We start from the raw sequence: 25480 nt of genomic DNA, 5'->3' as shown, positions 1-25480 counted from the left end.
ACCGTGATGCAGGCACGGGCGCTACGCGAAGGAGCCGGCTTTTGAATCCGGCCCTGGCAAACTCCGCTGCTTGCTAAGCCACACGCCCTTGCGTGTTTAACGATGCCAGTCGCGGATAGATTCACCACGCGCCGCAATGTTTTTTTGGGAGGGTTGCACTTGCAAGAATCGGGCCCGCCCGTTGCCCGGTTAGCGGGTGGGGGCTACCTTTGGGCGACCTAAACACACCTCTTCACTTCCCTAGTTTGGCAACTTTATGAGTTGGATAACAAAAACATTAACCAGCAGCATCGGCCGAAAGATAATTATGGCCGTTACGGGCCTGTTTCTGTGCACGTTCCTGGTGGTTCACCTGATTGGTAACCTGCAGTTATTCAAACACGACCAGGGCGCGGCCTTCAACACCTATTCCCACTTCATGGGCACCAACCCCATTATCCGCACCATTGAGTGGGGCCTGGTGCTGGGTTTCGGCTTCCATATTTTTGAAGCCATCGTGCTCACCCGTCGCAATAAAGCGGCCCGCGGCGCCCAGGGCTACGTGAGCAACCACTCGGAGCAGAACTCGGAATGGACTTCGCGCAACATGGGCATTCTGGGCAGCATCATCCTGATTTTCCTGATTGTCCACCTCTACAATTTCTTCTGGCGCGCCCGCTTCGCCGGCGACCTGCCCAAAATGGGCGGTGCCGACCCGCTGACCAGCGACTACGACAACCTGTATATGGCCGTGGTGTCGTCGTTTCATATCTGGTGGTACGTGCTGCTGTACGTGGCCGCCCAAATCAGCCTCGGCTACCACTTGTGGCACGGCTTCCGCTCGGGCTTCCAGACCTTGGGCCTGAACCACCGCAAGTACACCCCGCTCATCAAGTACGTGGGCTACGCCTTCGCGGTAGTGGTTTCGGCGGGCTTTGCCTCCATGCCGCTTTACTTCTTCCTGTTCACCAATGCGCAGGGAGAAATGGCCGCCAACGCGCCGGCCTTCCTGCACACCGTGGCCTCGGCTTTTTAATTGATTACGAGCGGTAAAACCGGCCTGCCGCGCTAACACCTGAGGCGTTCGGCTGTTACTCTATCGCTCAATCACTCAGTCATTCCATCACTCCGTCGCTCTATGCTGTTGGATTCCAAAATTCCCGAAGGCCCCCTCGCCGAAAAATGGGACAAGCACAAGTTTAACGTCAAGCTCGTGAACCCCGCCAACAAGCGGAAGTACGACGTGATTGTGGTCGGCACGGGCCTGGCCGGCGGTGCCGCCGCCGCCTCGCTGGCCGAGCTGGGCTACAACGTAAAAGCCTTTACTTACCACGATTCGCCCCGCCGCGCGCACTCCATCGCCGCGCAGGGCGGCATCAACGCCGCCAAGAATTACCAGAACGACGGCGACTCCGTGTTCCGTTTGTTCTACGATACCATTAAGGGCGGCGACTACCGCGCCCGCGAAGCCAACGTGTACCGCCTGGCCCAGGTATCGGTGAACATCATTGACCAGTGCGTGGCCCAGGGCGTGCCCTTCGCCCGTGAATACGGCGGACTGCTGGCCAACCGCTCCTTCGGTGGCGCCCAGGTGAGCCGCACGTTCTACGCCCGCGGCCAGACCGGACAGCAGCTGCTCCTCGGTGCCTACTCGGCCCTGAGCCGTCAGATTGCCTACGGCAAGGTGAAGATGTACACCCGCTCGGAAATGCTCGACGTGGTGATTGTGGACGGGCAGGCGCGCGGCATCGTGACGCGCAACCTGGTGACCGGCGAGATTGAAACCCACGCCGCCCACGCCGTGGTGCTGGCCACGGGTGGCTACGGCAACGTGTTCTACCTGAGCACCAATGCCAAGTACTGCAACGTGACGGCCGCCTGGCGCGCCCACAAGAAAGGTGCCTACTTCGCCAACCCCTGCTTCACGCAGATTCACCCCACCTGCATCCCCGTAAGCGGCGACTACCAGTCGAAGCTCACGCTAATGTCGGAATCGCTGCGCAACGACGGCCGCGTGTGGGTGCCCAAAACCCTTGAAATGGCCGCGCGCGTGCGCAAAGGTGAAATCAAGCCGCAGGACATTGCCGAGGACGACCGCGACTACTTCCTGGAGCGCAAGTACCCGGCGTTCGGTAACCTGGTGCCGCGCGACGTGGCCTCGCGCAACGCCAAGATGATGTGCGACGAAGGCCGCGGCGTGGGTAGCACCGGCCTGGCCGTGTACCTCGATTTCTCGGAAATCATCAAGCGCATTGGGGTTGATGGCGTGAGCCAGAAGTACGGCAACCTGTTTGCCATGTACGAGAAGATTACCGACGAAGACCCCTACAAGATGCCCATGCGCATCTACCCGGCAGTGCACTACACCATGGGCGGCCTGTGGGTTGACTACAACCTGCAAACCACCGTGCCCGGCCTGTACGCCACCGGCGAGTGCAATTTCTCGGACCACGGCGCCAACCGCCTCGGCGCGTCGGCCCTGATGCAGGGCCTGGCCGACGGCTACTTCGTAATCCCCTACACCATTGGTGATTACCTGGCCCAGACGCCGCCCAAACCGGTCGATACCAACCACCCGGCCTTCGCTGAGTCGAAAGCTTACGTGCAGGCCCGCACCGAGCAGCTGCTCAGCATCAACGGCAACCGCACGCCCGACCAGTTCCATAAGGCGCTGGGCCACATCATGTGGGAATACTGCGGCATGGCCCGCACTGCCGAAGGCCTAAAACACGCCAAAGCCGAGATTCAGAAGCTCCGCCAGGAGTTCTGGAAGGACGTGAAAGTGGTGGGCACCGGCGAGGAAATGAACCAGGCGCTGGAGAAAGCCGGCCGCGTGGCCGACTTCCTGGAGCTGGGCGAGCTAATGGTGGACGACGCCCTCAACCGCAATGAAAGCTGCGGCGGCCACTTCCGCGAAGAGTACCAGACTCCCGAGGGCGAGGCCCTGCGCGACGACGAAAACTACGCCTACGTGGCAGCCTGGGAGTATCAGGGCGATAACCAGCCCGAGAAGCTCAACAAGGAAGAGCTTGTATTTGAAAACGTGAAGCTGACCCAGCGCAGCTACAAATAATAACCTGTCATGCTGAGCGCAGCGAAGCAGCTTATCATGCTTGCGCCAGTTTAGTTACCAACCCAACGAGCCGAGGCGTGATAAGGTCCTTCGCTGTGCTCAGGATGACAAACGAGAAATAAATTTATGGCCGGTTCCAACCCCAACGCTAAACCGATGAACCTGACCCTGAACGTGTGGCGGCAGCCCAACCGCCAGGCCCAGGGGAAAATTGTGGAGTACCACGTGAAGGACATTTCGCCCGATATGTCGTTCCTGGAAATGCTCGACGTGCTGAACGAGGACCTGCTGCACGCCGGCCAGGACCCGGTGGCCTTCGACCACGACTGCCGCGAAGGCATTTGCGGCTCGTGCGACTTGTTCATCAACGGCCGTTCGCACGGTCCGGAGAAGGGCACCACCACGTGCCAGCTGCACATGCGCAAGTTCTCGGATGGTGACACCATCACCATCGAGCCCTGGCGCGCCAATGCCTTCCCGGTGAACAAGGACCTGAGCGTGGACCGCTCGGCGTTTGACCGCATCATCCAGGCCGGCGGCTACGTGAGCGTGAACACCGGCGGTGCCCCCGACGGCAACGAGATTCCGATTCCGAAGGAAATTTCGGACCGCGCTTTCGAGGCGGCTACCTGTATTGGCTGCGGCGCCTGCGTGGCGGCTTGCAAAAATGCTTCGGCTATGCTGTTCGTGTCGGCTAAGGTTTCGCAGCTTTCGCTGCTGCCGCAGGGCCACGTAGAGCGCAAAACCCGCGTCGAAAACATGGTGGCGCAGATGGACAAGGAGGGCTTTGGCGCCTGCACCAACATTGGCTCGTGCGCGGCCGAGTGCCCGGTAGGCATCTCGCTAGAAAACATCGCCATCCTGAACCGCGAATTTCTGGCGGCCAAGGCAACTTCGAATAACCTGGCCTAAGTCAGTCGAAACAATGGCAACAGAAAGCCCCGGCAGTAGCTACTGCCGGGGCTTTCTGTTGTAGCACGAACCTGATGGCTTGCGCTGCTTTATGCCGGCTGGATGGCATCCAGGGCCTTCATGTCCTCGGCCGAAAGGTGGATATCGGCCGTTTTCATGTTCTCTTCCAGGTGCTTCACCTTGGATGTGCCGGGGATGAGCAGGATGTTGGGCGAGTGGTGCAGGAGCCAGCTCAGGGCAATTTGCTGGGGTTTCACACCGTGCTTGGCCGCAATCTGGTCCAGTGCTTTGAGGGCATCGGCGTTGCCGCCGCCCAGCGGGAACCACGGGATGAAGGCGATGTTCTGCTCGCGGGTGTAGGTGAGCTCCGCTTCCCACTTGCGGTTTTCGACGCTGTACATGTTTTGCACCGACACAATGGGCACGAACTCCTGCGCCTTTTTGATGTCGGCCACGCTCACTTCGGACAGGCCGATGTGCTTGATACGGCCGTCCTGCTGCGCTTTTTGCAGGAATTTCAGCGTGTCCTCAAAAGGCACTTTTGGGTCGATGCGGTGAAGCTGGTAGAGGTCGATTTGCTCGACTTTCAGGCGCTTGAGGCTCCCGTTGAGGACTTCTTCGAGGTGCTTGGGGCTGGCGTCAATGGGCCACTCGTTGGGGCCAGTACGGAGCAGGCCGCCTTTGGTAGCGATAATGAGGCCTTTGGCGTAGGGATACAGGGCTTCGGCAATCAGCTCTTCCGACACGTTGGGACCGTAGCTGTCGGCGGTGTCGATGAAGTTAACGCCCAACTCTACGGCCCGCTTCAGCACGCGGATGGATTCGTCGTGGTCGGCGGGCGGGCCCCAGATGCCTTCGCCGGTGATGCGCATGGCGCCGTAGCCGAGGCGGTTAACAGTAAGGTCGCCGCCCATGGTGAAGGTGGCGGGGTAAGTAGTGGCAGTGGTATTGGCCATGATGACGTTGGTTAGGATGAGCGCCGGCCGGAAACGACGCGGGCACTTAGTAAGAATTTTGACGGGTTGAATGTTTGGGCAGAGCCCACGCTACTCCTCCCCTACTTTTGTCCTGTGCCCCTGCTTCCCTCCGACCGCCGCCTACCGCTGCTCTACGCCATTATTTTGGTTGATGTGATTGTGGGAGCGGCGGTGGGGCCAGTGCTGCCAGAGTTTGTGCGGGGCCTGCGGCAGCCGCAGCTGTGGCTGAGCGTGGGCACGGGCATATTCCTGGGGGTGCAGCTGTTTTCGGCCCCGCTGCTGGGGCGGCTAGGCGACGGCTACGGGCGGCGGCCCATCTTCATCCTCTCGGCAGTAGGCACGCTGCTGGCCAATGCGCTGCTGCTGCCAGTGCGGGCCGCGCTCTACTTCGTGAACCGCGTATCGGACGGCCTCACCAACGGCATGTACGCTACGGTGCGCTCGGCCATTACCGACATTTCGCCGCCCGGGCGGCTGTTTCGCAACCTCGGCATCGAGGGCGCGATTATTTCGCTGGGCTTTGTGCTGGGGCCGATGGCATCGGGGCTGATGCTGACCTTCCTACAGGTGCCACCGACCCAGCAGGCAACTTATGTGGTGCGGCTGGCCGTGGCCCTGGCCGCTCTCAACATCCTGCTGAGCCTGTGGCTACCCGAAACCCACGCCCAACGCAGCGGAGTGCGCGGGGCCGAGCTACGCGCCGAGCTGGCCCGCAGCGTCAACCCACTCACGCTCTGGGCGCGGCTGCGCGAAAAGGATAAGCAGAACCCCGGCGTGCGGCGCATTGTGCTCACGCAGGTGGCGCTCACGCTCAGCACGGGCTATTATTTCTACTTCGTGCCCTTCGCCAGCCTGGGCGCGCTGCGCTTGGATGCACGGCAGATTTCTTACTTCTTCATGTATTTCGGGGCGCTGAGCGTGGGGCTGAACTACGTGTTCTACGCCTATTTCGCCGACCGCATGAATCAGCGGCAGGCCATTGTGTGGCTGGCCGCGCTGGGCACGCCGGTGCTGGCCGGCTACGGCCTGATGGGTACTTCGAAGGTGGCCCTCTACGCGCTGGTCACGGCCGACTGCCTCACGCTCTCGCTCATTCTGGGCTTGTTGGAAGGCCGCCTGGCCCACCACACGACGGAGGCCGACCGGGGCGAAATCTTTGGCTTGAATCAGGCCTTTCAATCATTGGCCAGCTTCGGCACGGCACTGGTGTTTGGGGGATTATCGGTGCTGGATTTGCGGCTGCCGTGGGCATGGTTTGCGCTGTGCCTGGCAGCGGTGGCGGGGCTGGCGGCAACGGATAGAGAATCCAAAAGCCCCGCGTAAGCGGCGCGGAATTATTTGCCGGCGCGGGGCGGGGCTTTGGGGAGGGTTTTCGCAGCTGGCTTAGTGGCGGGCCTGATAGCAGCCTTGGCGGTGGGCTTGGCCGCCGGGGTGGCCGCCGGGGTGGCCGCTTTATTTTTGGCAATGGCCTTGCTTCTGGCGATGGCTTTCGATTTGGCCACAACCTCCGAATCGGGTTCCGCAGCGGTAGCCCTGACGCGCTTGGGGGCTGGGACGGCGGGCTTTGAAGCGACGGCGGGCTTGCGCGCAGCCGGGCGCGCGGCAGGCTTCCGGAAAAGGCTGCGCAGCTCGTTGTAAACCTCTACCATCACCTGCTCACGCTGGGTTCGGCTCATCCCGCTGAGCGGCGTGCGCGGGCCGTTCATGGACTGAAGCTGGCTCAGCGGCGAATCCTGAAAAGCGCCCTCGCAGGGCCGCACAATGACGGTGAGCAGCGTGGCCCCCTCGCGGTCAGCCGCTTCCAGCAAGGGAGGCAATTCCTCGGCGTGAATGAAATCGGAGGCCAGAAAATCGGCACTGACCAGGAAAATGCCGACCCGCGCCATGGCCATCTGTTTGTGGATGCGGTCGCGCCACCGCTCGCCCTTGCGGATTTTCTGGTCGCTCCAAACTTCCAGCTTCTGGTCGCGAACCAGCGGTTTGAGATGCGTATTCAGCAGGCGCAGCCATTGGCTGTCGGCGTGGCTGTAGCTGATAAAAACGCTGGTGCGGGTAGAAACTGGCATGGGACGAAAGTACCTGATAGGGGCTACATAAACTAGCCGGGCCGGAGCCGGGGCGCGCAACCTCTGCCCCATCCAATAGGTTAAGCAGCATATTTGCACTTCGTCTTACCGCGCTTCCCTTGATAACCATCCTTGCCGGCACCAACCGGCCCCACTCCCGCGCCCGTCGCATTGCCGACTATTACCACGCCCTGCTTACGGAGCTGGGGGCCAACAGCCAGATTCTGGACCTGGCCGAGCTGCCGGTCGATTTCGTTGTGACGGCGCTGTATGCCAATGTGGGCACGCATCCGGAGTTCAACCGCCTGGCCACCATGCTTGATGCGAGTGAGAAGGTGGTCATCGTGGTGCCCGAGTACAACGCCTCGTTTCCCGGCGTGCTGAAGGCATTCATTGATGGGCTCACTTACCCCGGCGGCATTCAGGGCAAAAAAGCGGCGCTGGTGGGCTTGAGCAGTGGCGGCCAGGGTGGCCTGCTGGCCATGGCCCACCTCACCGACGTGCTCATGTACCTCGGCACCGCAGTGCTGCCCCAGCGCGTGCGCCTACCCTTCATCAACCAGGATTTGAACGCCGAACACGGGCTGAACCACGACCTCTCGCGGCAGCTGCTGCGCGAGCAGGCAGCGGCGCTGCTGAGTTTTTGAGTTAAATGTTAGAAGTTTAGAGTTGATGTCAGTAGCTGTTTTAGCTCCGAACCTCTAACTTCTAATTCTTTTCCTGTCGCGCCAGCACCCGGCGAAACACCACGCGCAGCACGAAGTACAGCAAGGCCACTAGCGGCACCATGGCCCCGGCCCACAGCAGCAGCGCGCCCAGTTCGGCCCGCCACAGGAGTTTGCCCACGGCCTGCCAGCCTTCGTGGTCGATGAGTTGGCGCAGGCTGGCTACCGTGAGGTGCGCCACTTTATCGCCCTGCCCCATGATGCTGGCCCCGGCGCGCAGAAACGGGATGAGCAGCGCCAGCTGAAAGAACGTCATCAGGTGAGTGGCCAGCTGCATAGCGGCCACGTTGAGGCGCAGGCGCAGGGCCACGGCGGCGCTCAGGATGGTGGTGATTCCCAAGGCGGGTATCAGCCCAATGGCCACGCCCAGGCCCACCGTGAGGGCCAGCTTGTCGGGCGCGAGGCCGGCCTTGAGCAGGTCCAGCAGCGGGTCGGCCACGCGGCGGCGCAGCCAGGAGCGCGGCGGTAGGGCGGGCGGTGCTACCGGCGGCGGTAATTGGGTTTCGGATGGCGACATAGAGAAAAACAACGGGGCCGAAAGCCGGGCCGCACAGCAGCCCGTACCTTCGCAGGGGGCCTGCTTCATACGGCTACGCCCCAAAATGTTGCCCCCGGGTAGTTATGACAAAGTTAGATTCCCCGGCCGAGTTGCCGGGTCCGTGGTGGCGCGAGCTGCCCATTCTGCTGCACCGCGCGGGTCGCGAGCTGGGCCAGAACGACCCGCTGCGGCTGGGCGCGGCAACGGCATTTTTCACCTCGTTTGCCCTGCCGCCCATTCTCATCATCTTGGTGCAGCTGCTGAGCTCGCTCTATCCCTCGTCCCTGGTGCGGGTGATGCTGCTGAGCAAGGTGAGCAACCTGGTGGGGGCCTCGGCGGCGGGGCTGGTTTCGCAGATTGTGATGAACGTAGCTGACCCCATGCGCAGCCGGCTGGTGACGTGGCTAGGCTTCGCCTTTCTGGTGTTTGTGGCCACTACGCTGTTCACCATCATCCAGCACTCGCTCAATCAGCTCTGGCAAATCCGGCCCAAGCGCGGCACCGGCAAAGTATCGCAGGCCGTGCGCGAGCGGGTGCGCTCGGGCGGCGTGCTGCTGGCCACGGCGGTGCTCACGCTGCTGGCCTTCGGGGCGGATGCCGCGCTGAGTTTATTCGCCGAAAGCATCCGCGATTTCGATGCCACCTTCGCCTATTTCGTGGTGCGGGGGCTGAATGCTGTCATTGCCTGGTTTATTCTGGCGGCGTGGTTCGGCGTCACCTTCCGCACCCTGAGCCTGGCCAAAGTGCCCTGGCGGGCGGTCACGCGCGGGGCGGCGCTCACGGCCCTGCTCATCAGCCTGGGCGAGGTGGTGCTGGGCCAATTATTGGTCGCGCGCGATTTGGGGCCGGTGTACGGCCCGGCGTCCAGCTTGGTATTGGTGCTGCTGTTCGTGTTCTACTGCGCCATGATATTCTACTTCGGAGCGGCGTTCACGAAGGCTTATGCCCACCGCATTGGGTTGGATATCCGGCCTAAGAAATCGGCCGTGCGGTATCGGCTGGTGAATGTGGAGGAGTAGCGATGCGGGGAGTCCCCGCTGCCCCAGTCATCATGTGCCGGGTGCTCTGGGGAGTCCCCACTGTCCTCGCTAGTGCGTGCCAAAGGCTCCGGGGAGTCCCCACTGCCCCCATCATCTCGCAGCGGGGGCTCCAAGGGCTCCCCGCTGCTCCCAACTCAAGGTGACGGGAGCAGTGGGGGATTTTTGGTGAGGGGCCTTGAAAAAGCGCAGCAGCGCCCTACCTCCCCCAAGCCGTACCTTTGCCCCGTGCAAACTCCTGATACCTCCGCCGCTGCCGATGCTTCGCCGGCCCAGCCCACTTCCAAGCCCGCCCTCCAATTCGCTGATTTCGGCCTCTCCCCCGCCCTGCTGGCCGGCGTGGCCGAGTTAAATTTCACCCAGCCCACCCCCGTGCAGCAACTGGTGCTGGCCCCCGCTCTGGAGGGGCAGGACGTGGCCGGGCAAGCCCCCACTGGCTCGGGCAAAACCGCCGCCTACGGTCTGGCCGTGCTGCAGCAAATCGATGTCACCTCGGCCACCATGCAGGCCCTGGTGCTGGTGCCCGCCCGCGAGCTGGTGATGCAGGTGCGCGATGCGCTGCGCAGCCTCGGCAAGCACCTGCCCAACCTGCGCGTGGCCGGCTACTACGGCGGCCACGCCATGCGTGAAGAAGTGAAAGGCCTGCAGCAGATGCCTCACGTGGTGGTGGCCACCCCCGGCCGCATGCTCGACCACCTGGAGCGCCGCACCATCGTGCCCAACCGCCTGAAAGTATTGGTGCTCGATGAGGCCGACAAGCTGCTGGAATTGGGTTTTCAGGAGGAAATGGCCACCATCATCAGCCGCCTGCCGCAGCGCCGCCAGACGCTGCTGTTCTCGGCCACCATGCCCGATAAGGTGCTGAACCTGGTGCGCGAGTACCTCACCCGGCCCCGCGTGATGAACGTGGGCGGCTCCAACGCCACCACCTTGCCCGAGAGCCTGGTGCTACGCGGCCACGTAGTGAGCGCCGCCGACCAGAAGCCCGCCGCCCTCTACCACCTCATCAGCCACCCCGACGCTGGCCGCTCCCTGGTGTTCGCCAACACCCGCGACCGGGTGGAGGAGCTCACCCGTTTCCTGCGCGGGCGCGGCCTGGCTGCCGAGGCCCTGCACGGCAAAATGCTCCAGCCCGAGCGCGACAAGAGCATGATGAAGCTGCGCAATGGCTCGGCCACTGTGCTGGTGGCCACCGACGTAGCCGCCCGCGGCCTCGACGTGAACGAGCTCGACACGGTGGTGCAGTTCGACCCGCCCCACGAAACCGACACCTTCCAGCACCGCGCTGGCCGCACGGCCCGCGCCGGAGCCACGGGCACCGCCCACCTCATCGTGACGCCCTTCGAGCAGGAAAAAATCAAGAACTGGCCCACGGCCAAGAACGTACAATGGGCCGGCCTGCGCCCGCCCGCGCTGCCCGCCGCCGCGCCCAAAGCCCCGCGTCCCAGCACCGTCACGCTGCACGTATCGGCCGGCAAGAGCGAGAAAATCAGCCGTGGCGACCTCGCCGGGGCCTTCGTGAGCGTGGGCGGCCTGGAGCGCGACGCCGTGGGCCGCATTGAGGTTTTCGACCACCACAGCTTCGTGGCGGTGCCCGAGGCCCAGGCCGAAGAGGTATTGGCCCGCATGCAGGGTGCCAAGGTGAAAGGCAAGAAGGTGAAAGTGGCCCTGATTCGGTAGTAGAAGGGTGCAGTTGAAAGTCATGCAGAGCGCAGCGAAGCATCTTGCCCGCAGTCAGTAATCCCTTCGATAGGTTTACTATTGCGGTAAAGATGCTTCGCTGCGCTCTGCATGACGTGCTTTTTCATTCGCTATTTTCCTCATGCACCTCCTTTTCATCTGCAGTCAAAACAAGTGGCGCAGCCTCACCGCCGAGCGGCTGTTTGACAACCACCCGCACCACGAGGCGCGCTCAGCCGGCACCGAGCCTGGAGCCAGGGTGCGCGTTACGGCTGGCCACCTCGGCTGGGCCGAAACCGTCTTCGTGATGGAGCGCCGCCACGCCGACCGCCTACGGAAGAAATTCGCAACGGAGCTGCACGGCAAAACGGTGGTCACACTGCGCATTCCCGATAAATACCCGTTCCAAGACCCAGCGCTGGTGGCGCTGCTGCGCGAAAAGCTGGCGGCGCATTTGCCGTTACTTTAGCAGCCGCATTATCTACCCTTTATGCAATGCTAAAACGACTACTTCTGTTAACGACAGCGACTTCGCTGTTTTATGCTTTCCAAACTCAAGCCCAGGTTTTTGAGCCGGGTCTGCTGGTGCGTGCCAACGGCGACACGCTGCACGGCGAGATTGAAAATGGTTTTTGGGTTGAGCCGCCCGCGTTTATTCGCTTTCGCCTCGCTCCCAACAGTGCATCTCTTCTATTTAAGCCGAGGCAACTGCGGGTGGTCACGGCTGGGGAACGCCATTTCAGCTATGAAGCCCTGCCCATCGACCATGCGGCCGAAACCAGACTTGACCGGCTATCGCAGGGCTACAGCCCCAATGTGCGAATAGACTCGGTGCTGGCCGAAGTACTGGTGGAGGGTACCGCCTCGTTGATGCGGGTGGTGCGCCTCAGCGCCACCCATTACTTAGTACGCCGGGAGGGCCAGCCCGTGTTGGACCTCAGCGAACGAAAGTACCTGCGCACTGGTCCCTACGGCAGGTTGGAAGTAGCGGAAGGCAACAACTACCGAGCGCAGTTGGGTCTCTATTTTGGCGACTGCCCGGCGGCAAGTCGTGCGACGACCAGCGCAGATTTCACGCCGAACGGGCTGGCGGCCGTCCTGCGGGCGTTCAATGAAACCTGCGCCCCTACCAATGTGCCAGGGCGTACTTGGCTCGCGCAAACAGCGCCACGCCGCACCGTGGCCGCCCACTTTGGCATAATGGCAAGCGGGCGATACCTGTTTTATCAAGCGGACAACGACAATAAGTGGATAGGGCCCGCTGGGGGAATATATGGCGAATTGATGCTGCCTAGCCGAAATGTTTCGCTGTATGGCGACCTGAATCTGGCTCGGGTTGGCGGCCGGGGAGGCAGTGTGCAAACCGGAGCCACACCCGCCACGGCTGTGGTTGGCGGCGTGGTGTATAATTATTCCATCCCCGTGTACGATGACTTTTCTTACCGTGCTTGGCTGATAGAGGCCCGCTTGGGCGCGCGAAGCTGCTTTCCGCTGCCTCACGAGCAGCAGTTTTTCGTCAGTATCGGGTTTGCTTACAGTAGCATAGCTGGCCGCACTTTCTCCTTGCCGGCGGGCGCGATGACAACCCCGAACAGCAGTGATTTCGATAACGTTGGCCTGCCGGTGCCTTATGTGGGTATAGGCTGGCGCAAACGTCGCCTAGCTGTTAGTCTGGAATCCGTGGTCTACGAGCGTGTTTACGACCTTCGGCTGGGACTAAACTATCGGCTGAACCGCAACCCGGACGTGGCCAAAGCCAACCAAACAACCAAACAATAGGCCAACCCGAACCGGGCCAAGCCGTACCAACGGCCATGCCTTACCTGATTTCCCTGGCCGTACTGGTGGCCATTATCTACACGTTTTACCAATACGCCACCGCCGACTCACGCCGCCGCACGGCTGCGCTGGCCCAGGAATTTCCCGCCGCCTGGCGGCAGATTTTGTCCGAGCAAGTGGCCTTCTATCTGGCCCTGACGGATGACGAGAAAGCACGATTTGAGAAGCAGGCGCAGGTTTTTCTGGCCAGCACCCGCATCACCGGCGTGCAAACGGAGGTGGACGATAATACGCGCCTGCTAGTGGCGGCCTCGGCGCTCATTCCGGTGTTTGGCTTTCCTGATTGGGAATACCGCAACCTGGGCGAAGTCCTCATCGTGCCTGATGCCTGGAAGTTGGACAACGACCCGACCAAGGAAGTCAAACCCTTGCAGGGTACGCTGCTGGGCTCGGTCCAGGGCTTCCAGAACCAGCACTACATGCGCCTGTCCAAAGCATCCCTGGAGCAAGGCTTCCGCGACGCGGTGGACCGCCAGAACGTGGGCATTCACGAATTTGCGCACTTGCTGGATGAGGCCGACGGCGTGATTGACGGCCTGCCCAAAGCGGCTATGCCGCCTACGCTGCTCCAGTCCTGGGCGGCCGTGATGCAGCGCGAAATTGCCGCCATTCAGGCCGGCAAATCCGAAATCAACCCCTACGCCGCCACCAACGAAGCCGAGTTTTTCGCCGTGGTCACCGAATACTTTTTCGAGAAGCCCGAAAAGCTCCAGGAACATCACCCCGAGCTCTACGAGCTGCTCAACCAAGCCTTTCGCCAGAACCCTAAAAAGCGCTTCCTCCGCTTCGCCACCGACCCGCGCGAATGGCTGAAAACCCTGCGCAGCCGTCGCAAATTTGGGCGCAATGCGCCCTGCCCCTGCGGCAGCGGCCGGAAGTATAAGGACTGCCACTTGACCGCTCAGGCAGCTTAGCTACTTCACTCTTGGTAAACGGGCTTGGCCTATCACCCTATTTGCTTCCCTGCTGCAATATCCAGTCGCGCACCGTGGCCAGCAACACCGGGGCAATCAGGGTATCAACCGTGCCATCCTCGGCGGCAATAAGCTCGGCAGCAGGGGTTTGGAACCAATGGTTGAGGCCTGGCAGCCGACGTGAGCTCACGCGTTTATTGCCTTTGAGGCCTTTTTCGAGGGCGGTTAGGTTGGTGGCGGCGTTCACTTCGGCATCGTCAGTGCCGTTGAGCAGCAAGACGGGACACTGCACGTCGGCGAGGCCGGGCTGGGGGTCAAATTTCAGGTAATAGCGGTACCAGGGCGTGAGCAGGGCGGTGGCGCGGGCTCGGGCCAGGGCGGGGTCCTGGTCGGGATAGCGCTGGCGCAACATGTTCACCACAATGGCCTGGGCCTGCTCGTTGCTGGCCGTCTGGCGCACAATTTCCAGCATGGTCCGCCGAAACTTTAGCGTGGCTTCGGCCTGCTTACGTTCCTCGCTCTTGATTTTGAGGCGCTGCTGCGCCACATAAGTTTCCACCTGGGCCGAGTTGGAGCCGCTGGTTCGCAGCTTAGCAGCCTTGGACAAGACATCGGCCCAGGCCTGGCGGCGGGCGACGCCGATGCGGGCCGTGTCGGCAGCGCTCAGCGGCTCGGGCTGGCTGGCCAATAGGTCCAGCCCCACCAGGCCGGAGGCCGCCAGCGCCACCACAAAGCCGGGCGGCACGGGCTGGGCCGCTGCCAGCAAAGCCACGTTGCCGCCCTCGCCGTGCCCAATGAGGCCGGTACGCGCCGGGTCGATGCTCGGCCGGACGCGCAGGTAGCTGAGCCCGGCCTGGGCATCGCGTACCAGGTCGGCGGTGGTGGCCAGGGTGCCGTTGCCGCCCGATTGCCCCACGCCCCGGTCATCGAGCCGCAGCACGGCAATGCCCTGGCGGGCCAGCGAGGCGGCGATATCGGCAAAAAAGCGGTAGCTGCCCTGGCGCGAATCCCGGTCCTGACTGCCCATATCCGAGAGGAGCACGGCGGCCGGAAACGGCCCGGCCCCGTCCGGAATGCTGAGGGTGCCAGCCAGCGCCACGTTGCCGGGCTGGCTGGTCAGCCTCACGGCTTCGATGTGGTAAGTAGTGGCTTTCACGGCCACGTTTTTTTCCACGCTTACCGCGCCGGCCACATTGGCAGCGGCGCGTTGCAGCACCAGCGGCACCCGCAGGCCGGGCTGCGACCACACGCCGCGCAGTTCCTGACCGGCCTCGCCGGCCTGGGTACACACAAAGCGGCAGTCTACGCTAACGGCGTAGAAGGTGAGCGTATCGCCCCGCAACGTGAGCGAAGCCGGCACCTTGCTCAGGCGTTTGGCGGGCAGGTCAAGCGTGGCAATCAGTTTATTAGCTCCCGGCTGAATGATGGTGATTTGCACAGGCAGTTTCCCACCGGGAATGGACAGCGGCCCCTGCCAAAGCCCCGCCAGGCTGGGCATACCCGCCGCCGCTGAATGTTGCGCCACCAATTCGGGGCGGGTGGGCGCACTGGTTTGGCCCAGCGCCAACGCCGGCCACAGGCCCATTCCAACCATCAATTTTCCCGCGTTGCGGAGAAACATCCGTGTCATATCAAACTGCTGGGCCTGCCACCGGTTTACGGCAGCAGCACGCGGTCAATCACGTGCACCACGCCGTTGGTGCATTGCACGTCGGGAATCACCATGTTGGCCGGCACGGTGTTGCCAGCCCCTTTCACAGTCATTACCCCGCTTTTGAAGGTCCCCAGTACCACGGGCGCCCCGCCGGCCGAAGCGACGGTAGTGTTTTCAGGCAGCTCCGGCGTGAATTTTCCACCCTGCGTGCCCCCCACCACGTGGTTGAGGAGCACTGCTGTTACGGTAGCCACGGGCAGCTTGCGGATATCGCTGGGCTGGTTCAGGGGCACGCCCAACAGCACGCCGAGGTCCTTAAACGCCTGGTCGGTGGGTGCAAATACCGTAAGCGGCGCGCTACCGGGAGTGGCTGTGAGCGCACTCTGTAGGTTACAATACACTACAGCCTCGACTAAGAACGTCAGCTCCGGCTTCACAAAAACATTGCCGCCCTGTAAGGCCAGCGCCGAATTAAGCACATCGGCACCGGTGGCCAGCAGCACTTTATCGATGGGATGAATCAGACCGTTGGCCGCTTTCACATCGGTACCCAGAATCTTGGAGCCGTTGACATACAGCGTGCCATCGGCCCGTTGGATGATGCGCCGCGCCACCCCCAACGCAGAATTCGATGTGCTGCCCGGCGTGAGCGCGCTGCCCGCCAATGCCCCGCTGAAAACGTGGTAATAAAGCGTGCTCTTCAAAAAGGACTGCTGCAACGCGCCCAAGTCCTCGGCCGTGTTGAGGCCGAGGCGGCTGAAGGCGGCATTATTGGGAGCGAAAACCGTAAAATTTCCACCGCTGGTCGGGTCTACGTTTTTGTTGCCGAGCAACACGGCTACATCGCCGCGAATAGCCGCATCTTCAAGTTCCTGAAAATCGGGATTGGTGACGGCAATATTCGTGATGGACGGGTCGATTTCTTTATTCTTGGCGCAGCTGTTTAAAGCCAAAAGGCTTAGTGCCAGCAGGCCGGATTTAATGGGAAAATATTTTTTCATCGGGCGAATTATTGCGTTTATCGTGCTGAAGTGTGTGTTCAACTCAAATCGTTGAATATAAACGATTTTATAAAGTCAGCGGATTGCATCAAGGTAAATCCGCTCCCCTAAACTCACCCGTAGGTTACGTCAAAATAGCCTAATTAAGCTGTTTTTGCACGACTTGCTTAAGCCGGTCTGACTTGTATAAGAATTTCTTATTTATTGATTTTATGCAAAATTTTTCTACGCTGTTTTGTAGCGCGCTTCTTGTTGTCGGCGTCGCTACTACCGGTAAGGCCCAGAGCTTGGTGAGCGGTTTTATGGCGGGCAAAGGCCACGGCTCGGTGGTAGTATCGGGCACTGCCGAGCGCTACGACGATGTGTACCTGGCTCCCGAAAAAATCTCCGGCGTTCCGATTTTTCAGGAGGTGCGCGTTAATTCCCTCAACCTGTATGGCACCTACGGCCTCTCCGATAAGATTGACGCCGTTATCAGCCTGCCCTACATTCAGTCGAAGGGCCGGGCGCCGGGGGCGGTGATTGACAACCTGAACTCTTACTACTCCACGCAGGGCTACACCAACGTGCGCCAGGGCCTGCAGGACCTTACTGCGCTGTTCAAGTTCAAATCTTACAGCCGCGAAATCGGCAGCAGCATTCTGGACCTGCTGGGCGTGGTGAGCTTCAGCACCCCGGTCAGCGACTACCAGACCAACACCGGCTACGGCTACATCATCGCCATCGGCAACCGGGCCACCAAGTACACGGCCGCCGGTGTGGCGCACCTCAAAACCAGCTCGGGCGTGTTTGCCACGGCCCAGGTGGGCTACAGCCTGCGCACCGGCGCCGTGCCCGATGCCCTCGTGGGCGAGGCCAAGCTGGGCTACGCCGGTCCCAAAGTGTACCTGGAAGGCAACGCCTCCTTTCAGGAATCGAACGGCGGCACCGACATCGCGGCCCAGAACTTCACCGGCTTTTTCCCGTCCACGCGCGTCAACTACATCCGCTTGGGAGCCAGCGCATACCGCCCCATCACCCACGGCTTCGGCCTAACGCTGGGGGCCAGCACCTACGTGGCCGGCCGGAACATTGGCAAGTCCACCGGCTACTCGGCCGGCATCACGTATAACTTCTAAGGCCAAACAGGCCGATTATCGCCCACAGCAAAGCGCCCCCACAGCCGGAAATTTTCCGGCTGTGGGGGCGCTTTCTTAGAGCAGTACCGAATTAGTAATTTGATTCGGCCGAAGGCAGGTCAATCAGGATAAACTGCGCGTCTTTCGCGGCCCGGATTTGCACCACGTCATCGTCGGTCATGCGGGCCTGGTCGTTGGTGCCGAGCTCCGTTCCGTTCACGAAAATGGTGCCCTGCTTCACATATATGAAAGTGAGGCGAATGGGGAATGTTTTAAACTCAATTTCCTCGCCCTCATCCAGATTGGACCAGTAAATGGTGCTGTTGGAGTTCATGTACACCACGTCTTCCAGCACTTTCTGGCCGGTCACGAGGGGCACCAGTTCGTTCTTGTTGCCGCTGGTGAAGCCCAGGTCTTTTTGCTCGTAGCTGGGTGCCAGGCCTTTCTGGCCCGGAATGAACCACAGCTGGTAGAGGTGCAGGGGTTTGTCCTGGCGGTTGAACTCGGAATGCGCCAGGCCGGTGCCGGCGGTCATGCGCTGCACCTCGCCGGCTTTGATGGTCGTTTTATTGCCCATCGTGTCCTGGTGCGTGATTTCGCCGTCGAGCACCAGCGTCACGATTTCCATTTCGGAGTGCGGGTGCTGCGGGAAGCCCGACTGGGCGGCCACATTATCGTCGTTGAACACCCGCAACGGCCCGAAGTGCATGTTGGTGCGGTCGAAATAATCGGCAAACGAAAACAGAAAGTAGCTGCTGAGCCAGGCGGCGGGGGCAGCGTGGTGGCGGTCGGCGGCGGAAATGTATTTGAGCATAGCTTGGGGGCGAGAGAATATGGCGTGCCTCCCATACGCGCAGGCCGGGCCGGAAGTTGGCTCCGTGCCACACAGCAAAGCCCTTCCGTGCCCCGGAAGGGCTTGCCACATTTCTAATAAGCAGCGCCGAACTAGGCTTTCTTCAGCAGGGCTACTTGCTGCTGCAGGTCGAGCACGAGGCTGGCCACGCGCTCCAGCGAGAGCTCGGCAATCGGGAACGTGCTGCTGATGTAGCTTTTGGCTTCCCAGATTTCGAGCACGTCGTCGGCCTTCACGTCATAGGGCGAGAAGTTGGGGTTGTCGGAATGCAGCACGAACATGGCCCCGGAGCGCATCTTATTGAAGACGCGCTTGAACACAATACCATCGCGGGAGCTCACTACAATGCAGGGCGTGCCGTCTTTAATGTTGGTCCATTCCTCCACGTAGCGGCCCACGATGACAGTGCCGCTGGCAATGGGCAGCATCGAATCGCCGGCGATTTCGAAGGCGCGGTAGGTGCCCGTTTGCGAGAGCATGGGCAGCCGGAACTTGGGCAGCACCTCCAGGTATTCGCGGTCGGCGTAGCCATTGAGGTAGCCGGCGGCGGCTTTCTGAGGCACCAGCTCGATGTTTTCGTTCTGGTCTTTGTCGACGGTGAAGGCCAGCACGCGGAGCTTGCCGCCAGCGGCCGGCGTGGGCGGCTCGGGGTTGTCGTCGGCATCGGCTTCGGGCGCGTTGGGGTCGGGCGCGGGCAGGGAGCCAATGATTTTGGTGTTCTTCTTCTTGCTGAAATCGGTGGTTACGAGCTGGTCGAGCGTGATGCCAAAGAGGCGGGCCATGTTGACGAGCGTGGCGAGGCGGGGCTCGGCGCGGCCCTCTTCGTAGGCACCCACCAGGGAGCGTTTGATGCCGAGCTTCTCGGCCATCTGGGCCTGCGTGAGGGCGAGCTCGCGCCGGCAAAACTTGAGGTTGGTATTAATCATCGGTGGGGGCAGCAGCCAGGAATGGCGTTTGATTTAACGCACGTTCGGCTGGTGAAGTTAGCAACGCAAGCGCGAAGTTACTAATTCACTTAGCTAATAAATTTCTGCCCACCACTTTAGCGTTGAGCAATTTGTCTTTCAACCCACCATTCGTCGTTTTTCCAGAAATTATTCCAGCCCACGCGGGCGTATTTAGGGTTAATGTGGGCGTCTCGCTCACCAATTTCGAAGCGCGTGAGCACCTCGCGCGTCACGGCAATGCCCTGTTTCCAGAGCACGGGCGTGGTTTCGTGGCCCGGCCCATCGGCCCAGCTGCCTTCGAAGAGCAGGCCGCCGTTGCGGGTGGCGGGGTTGGCGGTGTTTTCCATCAGCACGGCGCGGCGGCTGGGCGTGAGCTGAAAATCGAGCGCAATGCGGCCCGTGAACTGGCCGCCCAGGCCGTGGTGGCTGGTGGCTTGCAGCGCAAACCCGCCCGTGGCGCAATACGTGGGCGCCGTCGACTCCTCATAATCAGGCGTAATCACCTTCATATCGGCCGGCAGCCGCTGCACTTGTTGCAGCTCAATGCTGCCGCGAAAGGGCGTCACGTCGCCATAGCAGCGAAACTTGCCGGCTACCAAGTACCGGCCGGGACTTTTGCCATCAGCCTGAACGGTGGTAAACACGAACTCCAGCCGCCGCCCATCGTAGCCGAAGCAGCCGTTGAGTACGTCTTCGGTGCCGGCCTGGGACTGGTGCTGCCATAGTTTTCCCAGGTTGGTGCGGGCCAGCAGGGCCGTGCGGGTGGCGTTGGTGAGCACAGCGCCGGGAGCGGCCAACGGGGCAGCCGGGCTGGCCGCTGGCCCCGAAAAATTGGGCAGGTGCTGAGGTTGGGGCGCAGCGAAGAACAGCGCAGGCGCCGTGAGAAGCAGGAAGTACCGCATACAACCGGAATTGAGGGGTTTTAAGGCCAGCTATATTGCTAGATGGCGCTTATGCTTTCCCAACGGTGGCAGCGGGCGGTTTAGTATCAGAGGTTGAGTTTGGGTTTGGGCGAGTCGGCCCACCATTCTTCATTTTCCCATAGCTCGTTCCAGCCCAGCTTGGCGTATTTGGGGTTGATGCTAAACGACCGTTCCCCTACGTTGAAATCGGAAAACACGGTACTGCCAATTCCCTCAATGCTGGCGGAAGCCAGTAACTTCTTGCGGCTCCCGGTTAGGGAAGAAGTCCATTCTCCATCAAAATACATTCGCCAGCCTTTCGCGAACTGGCGTTTATCATCTCCCATAAAATACGTGGCTACGAGAGAACTATCCGCTTTCTGCTGAAAATCAATACCCATCTTGCCCGCAAATATTCCCGTTGCTTTCGAACCGGTTTCCTGCCAACTGAAAACTCCCTGTGCCGTGTAGAATTTCGCAAATTCCCCCTGCAACTCGTATTCAAAGCTTTTTATCGGAACGTTGCGAAGCTGCCGCAAACGAATAGTACCGGTGAACGGCGTCACTTGCCGTTTATAACGGTCTTTTCCCTGTACATGGTACAATAATGGGTCATCGGTATCACGGATAATTTTCTGCAATACCAACTCAATGCGGTAATGGTCAGGACCAAAAAAACCTTCGCAAACAGTCGGCCACTGCACACCGGCAGAATCTGCTTCTTCCAAGCCCTGCCACACCCCCGACAAATCATGCCGTTGAGCAAAAGCACGCATAGCGGGCGAAATGCTATCTGGAGCAGCCCTATTCACACTATTTGCTGCAGAATCGCGGGCCAGAGGCGGTTGCCGATTTAAGGCCGGGGCCGCAACGGTTGGCAAAGCGGGAGCCTGAATTGAGGTTGCAACAGTTGCCACAGGTTTCTGCTGCTGGCAACTCGCCAGTAGTCCAACCAATAAAAACGGGTAGAGCGTCTTTTTCATGCTGCCAATTTACGCCGCAGGTCCGGCATAAATTCCTGCAGAAAATACCGCCCCAACCCCACTTCCAGCAGGATTTCCACCAGTATCAAATTGCCCACCCACGAAAGCCAGGTCACGGTCAGATACGTCTCAATGGGCTTGGTTTCGAACACGTAGTACATCACGTAGCTCTCGCCGCGCAGAGCCAGGGCGGCCAGCGTCACAGCAAAGGAGCGCAGCATCCAGTCGACGTGCAGGCTCCACTGGCGCTGGCGGGCGGCGCGGTAGGCGCGCCAGGTGCACAGCCACCACACCAGGCATTGCAGCGTGAAGCCGACCTGCGCTGCCAGCCCGCCATTGGCAAAGCGCGCCAGAATGAGGCCCGACGGGGCCGCCAGCGACAGAATACCCACCACATAAAACTTGCCCAGTTGCCGGTGCAGCCCGGGTCCGCGCCGCGCCAGCACCGGCAGAAACTGCAGCAGCCCGGCCACCAGCACCAGCAAACTGGTGGTGATGTGCACGTAGAACCCCAGCCGAAACAATGGATTGTCGTTGGTTTCGTCGCTCTTGGTGGTGAGGAAGTGGATGCCCTTCTCGAAGGTGTAGTAGGGCAGCGTTTTGGTGAGCATCAGGCCCGCGAAGGCGGCGATGACGAGGGCCGTGAGGGCAAGGAAGATTTTTCGGGCCATGCAGCGCGGCAGTTTCGAACGGGAACCTGCAAATAAAGAGGCCCGACGTGGGTAACGGCGGGCCTCTTCAAATTATTGGCTTTGCTGGTGTTGACTTACTGCCCGCGCAACCGCTTGTGGTAGAGCGCGGCCATGCGCAGCTGGAAGTAGTCGTACTTCTCGCGCAGGTGGTCGAACAGGTCGCGGAGGGTGGGCTCGCCGCCCAGTTGAGCGCGGGCGGTGAAGATTTCGGCCAGCTCGATATCGGAGCAAAAGTCGTGGATGCGCAGCTCGCGGCCCTTGGCGTAGGCGTTGTAGAGGTGCGTTTTCACGGTACTCAGGGCCAGGCCGCGGCGTTCGGAAATGTCCTCCGGCGTGAGGCCCATCTGGTGGAACTGGATAGTGGCATCCTCCGAGTCGCTCACGGGCTTGTCGCCTTTATCGGCCGCGGCCAGGCGCGGACGCGGCTCGTTGAACATGCTGTCCGAGTCGGACGGCACGTACTGGCCGCCGCCGTGCTCCAGGATAAGGCGAATGAAGGCCTCGCCGTAGGTTTCGAACTTCTTCATGCCCACGCCCGAAATGCCCAGCATGCCCACGCGGCTCACGGGGCGCTCGGCCGCCATTTCCTGGAGCGTCGCGTCGGAAAACACCACGTAGGGCGGCACGCCCTGCTCGTCGGCAATCTGCTTGCGGAGCTTGCGCAGCTTGTCGAACAGCTGGGCTTCGGGGGTGCCGATGGTGGCGGTGACGGCCGCTTTTTTGCCGGCGCGCGTGGGCTTTTCGGCCTTCTCGCTGGGCTGGAACTTCTTGAGCGGCAGCGTGAGCTGGCCTTTCAGGACTTCGTGGCCACGCTCGGTGATTTTCAGGGCGTAGCCTTCCTCGTAGGCGATGTAGAACAGGCCGTCATTCAGCATCTGGTGAATGTAGCTGTACCAGTCGAGGTAGGGCAGGTCATTGCCCGCGCCGTAGGTTTTAATCTGGTCGTAGCCGCCTTGCAGCACGGCTTGGTTGCGCATGCCGCGCAGAATGTCAATCAGCAGGTTGATAGCCACTTTCTCCCGACTGCGAAACACCGCTGACAGGGCTTTCTGGGCAATCAAAGTCCCGTCGAACGTAGTGGGCGGGTTGCGGCAGATGTCGCAGTTGCCGCAGTCCTCCCGGAGCGTTTCGGAGAAGTAGTTGAGCAGAATTTTGCGGCGGCAGCTGGCGGCTTCGGCAAACTGCTGCATGCGCTCCAGCTTGGCGGTGTTGAGCTGGGCCTGGCGCGCGGGCACGTCCTTGGTCACCATCTCGCGCATCTGCATCACGTCGGCGAAACTGTAGAACAGGATGGCGGTGCTGGGGGCGCCATCGCGCCCGGCGCGGCCGATTTCCTGGTAGTAGCCCTCGATGTTTTTCGGCAGATTGTAGTGCATCACCCAGCGCACGTTGCTCTTGTCGATGCCCATGCCGAAGGCAATGGTGGCCACAATCACCTGAATATCATCCTGCAAAAAAGCCTCCTGCGCTTTGCCGCGCTGCACGGGCGTCATGCCCGCGTGGTAGTGCGAGGCTTTGATGCCCTTGGCAATGAGCTTCTGCGAAATGGTTTCACAGGTTTTGCGCGAAAGGCAGTAGATGATACCCGGGTCCTGCGGGTGGCGGCCAATGTAGTCGATAATCGAATTGATACGGTCCTGGCCGCCGCGCACAATCAGGTTGATGTTGGGCCGGTCGAAGCTGGACAGGAACACCTTGGGCTCGCTGAGGTTGAGCTGGGTGATAATGTCGCGCTTCGTCAGGCGGTCGGCTGTGGCCGTGAGGGCGATGATGGGCGTGCTGGGGAAGTGATTCCGCAGCTGGCCCAACTGGGTGTATTCGGGCCGGAAATCATGGCCCCAGCTCGAAATACAGTGCGCCTCATCGATGGCGAAGAGGCTGATATTGACCCGCGTCAGAAATTGCAAAAAGCCGTCACTCAGAAGCTTTTCGGGCGACACGTAGAGCAGCTTGAGATACCCGCCGGTGGCGGCGCGGGCAATGTCGTTGGCCTCGGACTGGCCCACGCTGCTGTTGATGTAGGCCGCCGCGATGCCGTTGGCTTTCAGAGCTTCCACCTGGTCCTTCATCAAGGCGATGAGGGGCGACACCACGACGCAGGTGCCCTCCGAAACCACGGCGGGAATCTGGAAGCAGACCGACTTGCCGCCGCCGGTGGGCATAAGCACCACGGTGTCTTTGCCGCCGAGAATGTGCTGGATGATGTCGCCCTGCATGGGGCGGAAATTGTCGTAGCCGTAGTACCGTTTCAGGGCCTGGCGGGCGGCGGGCAGCAGGTCGGGAGAGGCGGTAGTTAGGGTATTAGACATGATGCGTTAGTAGTAATCAGTTAAAATAACGGGCCGGGGCGGGAAGTTCCAAGCAGATTAGTTTTTGGCGAACCCGTCGTTCGGTTTCGGTTCCCGGCGGCTTCCCCGGTACAGTTCGTACTTCAGCAGCCGGCAGTCTATCGGCCCGTTAAACAACGGAATCCGCCGCGCTGGCTTCAGCCCAATGCTCTTGGCTGCTTCCAGATTTCCGGTAAATACAAAGGCATTGTAGCCCTGAAAATTCGCTTTCAGCGTGTCGCCAATGGTTTTATACAAAGCCGCCATCTGGGCCTCCTCTCCTATCCGCTCGCCGTAGGGCGGGTTCGTCAGCACGATGCCGGGCTCTTCTTTGGCGGGCGCGGCGGCGTCTTTCACGTCGCGCACCGAGAGGCGAATGCAGTCTTCGAGGCCGGCGGCGGTAATGTTAGCGGCGGCCATGTCGATGGTTTTGGGGTCGAGGTCGGAGCCGGCGAGGTAGGCTTGCGGCTCTTCGAGGCGCTGGGCTTTGGCTTCTTCGCGCACCTGGCTCCAGAGCTCGGGGTCGAAGTCGTACCAGTTTTCGAAGCCGAACTTGCCCTGGTGAAACAGGCCGGGCGCGATGCGCTGGCTGATGAGGCCGGCCTCGGTGAGGATGGTGGCCGAGCCGCACATGGGGTCGATGAGGGGCTTTTTGCCGTCCCAACCCGAGAGCAGGACCAGCCCGGCGGCCAGCACTTCGTTTAGCGGGGCTTCGTTGGTGTGCTGGCGGTAGCCGCGGCGGTGCAGCGAGTCGCCGGCTGCGTCGAGGCTGAGGATGACTTCGTTTTCCGTCATGCGCAGGTGCAGGCGGATGTCGGGGTTGCGGGTGTCGATGCTGGGCCGCTCGCCGGTGCGGTTCCGGAACTGGTCCACGATGGCATCCTTGGTGAGCTGGGCCACGAAGAGCGAGTGCTCGAACGTGGAGCGGTTGACCACGGGCGTGATGGCGAACGTCTGGCCGGGGCCGATGAAATCCTGCCAGTCGATGCGGCTTACTTCGCGGTAGAGGGCCTTTTCATCGGCGGCATAAAACGCGGCAAAGGGCCGCAGCAGGCGCATGGACAGGCGGCTCCAGAGGGCTACTTCGTAGAGCAGGCGGTGGTCGCCGATGAACTCGACGGCGCGGGAGCCCACGTGGGTGATGTCGGCCCCGAGGGCGTAGAGCTCGTCGGCGAGCAGTTCTTCCAGGCCGAACTGGGTGGTGGCGGTGAGGTGCATAAACGGGAAGCGGGCTGTGGCCCGCAGGTGCAAAGGTCGGCAGAA

At 61.3% G+C, this 25480-nt stretch carries 23 protein-coding genes; 11 read left to right on the top strand and 12 right to left on the bottom strand.

What is annotated here, in order from left to right:
* Nucleotides 1-307 precede the first annotated feature (307 nt).
* From ACYU7Q_RS16230 to ACYU7Q_RS16220, 3 genes are all read left to right on the top strand, one after another.
* Entirely contained in the window at nt 308-1015 is a 708-nt protein-coding gene (locus tag ACYU7Q_RS16230) for a succinate dehydrogenase cytochrome b subunit (protein ID WP_460610489.1), read from the top strand.
* Between the two features lie 102 nt (nt 1016-1117).
* A complete protein-coding gene (locus ACYU7Q_RS16225; RefSeq protein WP_460610488.1) occupies nt 1118-3052 on the top strand; it encodes a fumarate reductase/succinate dehydrogenase flavoprotein subunit in 1935 nt (644 codons plus the stop codon).
* A gap of 156 nt (nt 3053-3208) precedes the next feature.
* Nucleotides 3209-3964, top strand: a complete 756-nt coding sequence (locus ACYU7Q_RS16220; RefSeq protein WP_460610487.1) for a succinate dehydrogenase/fumarate reductase iron-sulfur subunit — start codon at nt 3209-3211, stop codon at nt 3962-3964.
* An 89-nt stretch (nt 3965-4053) separates the two neighbouring features.
* Here the strand turns inward: ACYU7Q_RS16220 and ACYU7Q_RS16215 are convergent, their stop codons facing one another.
* Nucleotides 4054-4920, bottom strand: coding sequence for an aldo/keto reductase (locus ACYU7Q_RS16215; RefSeq protein WP_460610486.1), 867 nt, complete (start codon nt 4918-4920; stop codon nt 4054-4056).
* 114 nt (nt 4921-5034) lie between these two features.
* On the opposite strand from ACYU7Q_RS16215, the gene ACYU7Q_RS16210 reads away from it, so the two are divergent.
* The gene (locus ACYU7Q_RS16210; RefSeq protein ID WP_460610485.1) at nt 5035-6264 is read left to right on the top strand and encodes an MFS transporter; all 1230 of its coding nucleotides are present in this window, start codon (nt 5035-5037) and stop codon (nt 6262-6264) included.
* 11 nt (nt 6265-6275) lie between these two features.
* Here the strand turns inward: ACYU7Q_RS16210 and ACYU7Q_RS16205 are convergent, their stop codons facing one another.
* Entirely contained in the window at nt 6276-7007 is a 732-nt protein-coding gene (locus ACYU7Q_RS16205; RefSeq protein WP_460610484.1) for a toll/interleukin-1 receptor domain-containing protein, read from the bottom strand.
* A 119-nt stretch (nt 7008-7126) separates the two neighbouring features.
* Here ACYU7Q_RS16205 and ACYU7Q_RS16200 point away from each other — a divergent pair, with 119 nt between their 5' ends.
* Nucleotides 7127-7654 (top strand): NADPH-dependent FMN reductase, encoded by a 528-nt coding sequence (locus ACYU7Q_RS16200; protein ID WP_460610483.1) that lies wholly within the window; start codon nt 7127-7129, stop codon nt 7652-7654.
* 61 nt (nt 7655-7715) lie between these two features.
* On the opposite strand, the gene ACYU7Q_RS16195 is transcribed toward ACYU7Q_RS16200, so the two are convergent.
* Complete coding sequence (locus ACYU7Q_RS16195) at nt 7716-8249, bottom strand: DUF2062 domain-containing protein (RefSeq protein ID WP_460610482.1); 534 nt, start codon at nt 8247-8249, stop codon at nt 7716-7718.
* A 104-nt stretch (nt 8250-8353) separates the two neighbouring features.
* On the opposite strand from ACYU7Q_RS16195, the gene ACYU7Q_RS16190 reads away from it, so the two are divergent.
* The 5 genes from ACYU7Q_RS16190 to ACYU7Q_RS16170 all read left to right on the top strand — a co-directional run bounded on the left by ACYU7Q_RS16190 (nt 8354) and on the right by ACYU7Q_RS16170 (nt 13740).
* A complete protein-coding gene (locus ACYU7Q_RS16190; RefSeq protein WP_460610481.1) occupies nt 8354-9289 on the top strand; it encodes a YihY/virulence factor BrkB family protein in 936 nt (311 codons plus the stop codon).
* Between the two features lie 246 nt (nt 9290-9535).
* A complete protein-coding gene (locus ACYU7Q_RS16185) occupies nt 9536-10987 on the top strand; it encodes a DEAD/DEAH box helicase (RefSeq protein WP_460610480.1) in 1452 nt (483 codons plus the stop codon).
* A gap of 142 nt (nt 10988-11129) precedes the next feature.
* Nucleotides 11130-11456, top strand: coding sequence for a low molecular weight protein tyrosine phosphatase family protein (locus ACYU7Q_RS16180; protein WP_460610479.1), 327 nt, complete (start codon nt 11130-11132; stop codon nt 11454-11456).
* 26 nt (nt 11457-11482) lie between these two features.
* Complete coding sequence (locus tag ACYU7Q_RS16175) at nt 11483-12766, top strand: hypothetical protein (RefSeq protein WP_460610478.1); 1284 nt, start codon at nt 11483-11485, stop codon at nt 12764-12766.
* A 35-nt stretch (nt 12767-12801) separates the two neighbouring features.
* Entirely contained in the window at nt 12802-13740 is a 939-nt protein-coding gene (locus tag ACYU7Q_RS16170) for a zinc-dependent peptidase (RefSeq protein ID WP_460610477.1), read from the top strand.
* Nucleotides 13741-13777: 37 nt separating this feature from the next.
* Here ACYU7Q_RS16170 and ACYU7Q_RS16165 read toward each other — a convergent pair whose 3' ends face one another.
* Nucleotides 13778-15325, bottom strand: coding sequence for an alpha/beta hydrolase (locus ACYU7Q_RS16165; RefSeq protein WP_460610476.1), 1548 nt, complete (start codon nt 15323-15325; stop codon nt 13778-13780).
* A gap of 71 nt (nt 15326-15396) precedes the next feature.
* Nucleotides 15397-16395, bottom strand: a complete 999-nt coding sequence (locus ACYU7Q_RS16160; protein WP_460610475.1) for a fasciclin domain-containing protein — start codon at nt 16393-16395, stop codon at nt 15397-15399.
* A gap of 212 nt (nt 16396-16607) precedes the next feature.
* Here ACYU7Q_RS16160 and ACYU7Q_RS16155 point away from each other — a divergent pair, with 212 nt between their 5' ends.
* Nucleotides 16608-17513 carry a hypothetical protein gene (locus tag ACYU7Q_RS16155; protein WP_460610474.1) on the top strand — a complete coding sequence of 302 codons (906 nt, stop codon included), beginning with the start codon at nt 16608-16610 and terminating at the stop codon, nt 17511-17513.
* Between the two features lie 91 nt (nt 17514-17604).
* On the opposite strand, the gene ACYU7Q_RS16150 is transcribed toward ACYU7Q_RS16155, so the two are convergent.
* From ACYU7Q_RS16150 to ACYU7Q_RS16120, 7 genes are all read right to left on the bottom strand, one after another.
* Entirely contained in the window at nt 17605-18327 is a 723-nt protein-coding gene (locus ACYU7Q_RS16150) for a pirin family protein (protein ID WP_460610473.1), read from the bottom strand.
* A gap of 131 nt (nt 18328-18458) precedes the next feature.
* On the bottom strand, nt 18459-19292 hold the full coding sequence (locus ACYU7Q_RS16145; protein ID WP_460610472.1) for a helix-turn-helix domain-containing protein: 834 nt from the start codon (nt 19290-19292) through the stop codon (nt 18459-18461).
* Between the two features lie 116 nt (nt 19293-19408).
* Nucleotides 19409-20215 carry a hypothetical protein gene (locus ACYU7Q_RS16140; protein WP_460610471.1) on the bottom strand — a complete coding sequence of 269 codons (807 nt, stop codon included), beginning with the start codon at nt 20213-20215 and terminating at the stop codon, nt 19409-19411.
* An 86-nt stretch (nt 20216-20301) separates the two neighbouring features.
* A complete protein-coding gene (locus ACYU7Q_RS16135; RefSeq protein ID WP_460610470.1) occupies nt 20302-21198 on the bottom strand; it encodes a hypothetical protein in 897 nt (298 codons plus the stop codon).
* On the bottom strand, nt 21195-21869 hold the full coding sequence (locus tag ACYU7Q_RS16130; RefSeq protein ID WP_460610469.1) for a DUF2306 domain-containing protein: 675 nt from the start codon (nt 21867-21869) through the stop codon (nt 21195-21197). The genes ACYU7Q_RS16135 and ACYU7Q_RS16130 overlap by 4 nt, the downstream gene beginning before the upstream one ends.
* 95 nt (nt 21870-21964) lie before the next feature.
* Entirely contained in the window at nt 21965-24199 is a 2235-nt protein-coding gene (recQ, locus tag ACYU7Q_RS16125; RefSeq protein ID WP_460610468.1) for a RecQ family ATP-dependent DNA helicase, read from the bottom strand.
* A 57-nt stretch (nt 24200-24256) separates the two neighbouring features.
* Nucleotides 24257-25435 (bottom strand): THUMP domain-containing class I SAM-dependent RNA methyltransferase, encoded by a 1179-nt coding sequence (locus ACYU7Q_RS16120; RefSeq protein WP_460610467.1) that lies wholly within the window; start codon nt 25433-25435, stop codon nt 24257-24259.
* Between the last annotated feature and the right edge of the window lie 45 nt (nt 25436-25480).

The organism is Hymenobacter terrigena (genome assembly GCF_054776515.1).
Note: the sequence above shows the minus strand (reverse complement) of the source record. Positions and strands in the feature narration are given on the sequence as shown.

Excerpts from the sequence above, each read along its gene's own strand:
- ACYU7Q_RS16145 (WP_460610472.1), bottom strand. The coding sequence starts at position 19,292 with ATGATTAATACCAACCTCAAGTTTTGCCGGCGCGAGCTCGCCCTCACG.
- ACYU7Q_RS16135 (WP_460610470.1), bottom strand. The coding sequence starts at position 21,198 with ATGAAAAAGACGCTCTACCCGTTTTTATTGGTTGGACTACTGGCGAGT.
- ACYU7Q_RS16150 (WP_460610473.1), bottom strand. The coding sequence starts at position 18,327 with ATGCTCAAATACATTTCCGCCGCCGACCGCCACCACGCTGCCCCCGCC.
- ACYU7Q_RS16130 (WP_460610469.1), bottom strand. The coding sequence starts at position 21,869 with ATGGCCCGAAAAATCTTCCTTGCCCTCACGGCCCTCGTCATCGCCGCC.
- ACYU7Q_RS16205 (WP_460610484.1), bottom strand. The coding sequence starts at position 7,007 with ATGCCAGTTTCTACCCGCACCAGCGTTTTTATCAGCTACAGCCACGCC.
- ACYU7Q_RS16225 (WP_460610488.1), top strand. The coding sequence starts at position 1,118 with ATGCTGTTGGATTCCAAAATTCCCGAAGGCCCCCTCGCCGAAAAATGG.
- ACYU7Q_RS16165 (WP_460610476.1), bottom strand. The coding sequence starts at position 15,325 with ATGGGCCTGTGGCCGGCGTTGGCGCTGGGCCAAACCAGTGCGCCCACC.
- ACYU7Q_RS16170 (WP_460610477.1), top strand. The coding sequence starts at position 12,802 with ATGCCTTACCTGATTTCCCTGGCCGTACTGGTGGCCATTATCTACACG.
- ACYU7Q_RS16190 (WP_460610481.1), top strand. The coding sequence starts at position 8,354 with ATGACAAAGTTAGATTCCCCGGCCGAGTTGCCGGGTCCGTGGTGGCGC.
- ACYU7Q_RS16220 (WP_460610487.1), top strand. The coding sequence starts at position 3,209 with ATGAACCTGACCCTGAACGTGTGGCGGCAGCCCAACCGCCAGGCCCAG.
- ACYU7Q_RS16155 (WP_460610474.1), top strand. The coding sequence starts at position 16,608 with ATGCAAAATTTTTCTACGCTGTTTTGTAGCGCGCTTCTTGTTGTCGGC.
- ACYU7Q_RS16120 (WP_460610467.1), bottom strand. The coding sequence starts at position 25,435 with ATGCACCTCACCGCCACCACCCAGTTCGGCCTGGAAGAACTGCTCGCC.
- ACYU7Q_RS16175 (WP_460610478.1), top strand. The coding sequence starts at position 11,483 with ATGCTAAAACGACTACTTCTGTTAACGACAGCGACTTCGCTGTTTTAT.
- ACYU7Q_RS16230 (WP_460610489.1), top strand. The coding sequence starts at position 308 with ATGGCCGTTACGGGCCTGTTTCTGTGCACGTTCCTGGTGGTTCACCTG.
- ACYU7Q_RS16180 (WP_460610479.1), top strand. The coding sequence starts at position 11,130 with ATGCACCTCCTTTTCATCTGCAGTCAAAACAAGTGGCGCAGCCTCACC.
- ACYU7Q_RS16195 (WP_460610482.1), bottom strand. The coding sequence starts at position 8,249 with ATGTCGCCATCCGAAACCCAATTACCGCCGCCGGTAGCACCGCCCGCC.
- ACYU7Q_RS16160 (WP_460610475.1), bottom strand. The coding sequence starts at position 16,395 with ATGAAAAAATATTTTCCCATTAAATCCGGCCTGCTGGCACTAAGCCTT.
- recQ (WP_460610468.1), bottom strand. The coding sequence starts at position 24,199 with ATGTCTAATACCCTAACTACCGCCTCTCCCGACCTGCTGCCCGCCGCC.
- ACYU7Q_RS16215 (WP_460610486.1), bottom strand. The coding sequence starts at position 4,920 with ATGGCCAATACCACTGCCACTACTTACCCCGCCACCTTCACCATGGGC.
- ACYU7Q_RS16140 (WP_460610471.1), bottom strand. The coding sequence starts at position 20,215 with ATGCGGTACTTCCTGCTTCTCACGGCGCCTGCGCTGTTCTTCGCTGCG.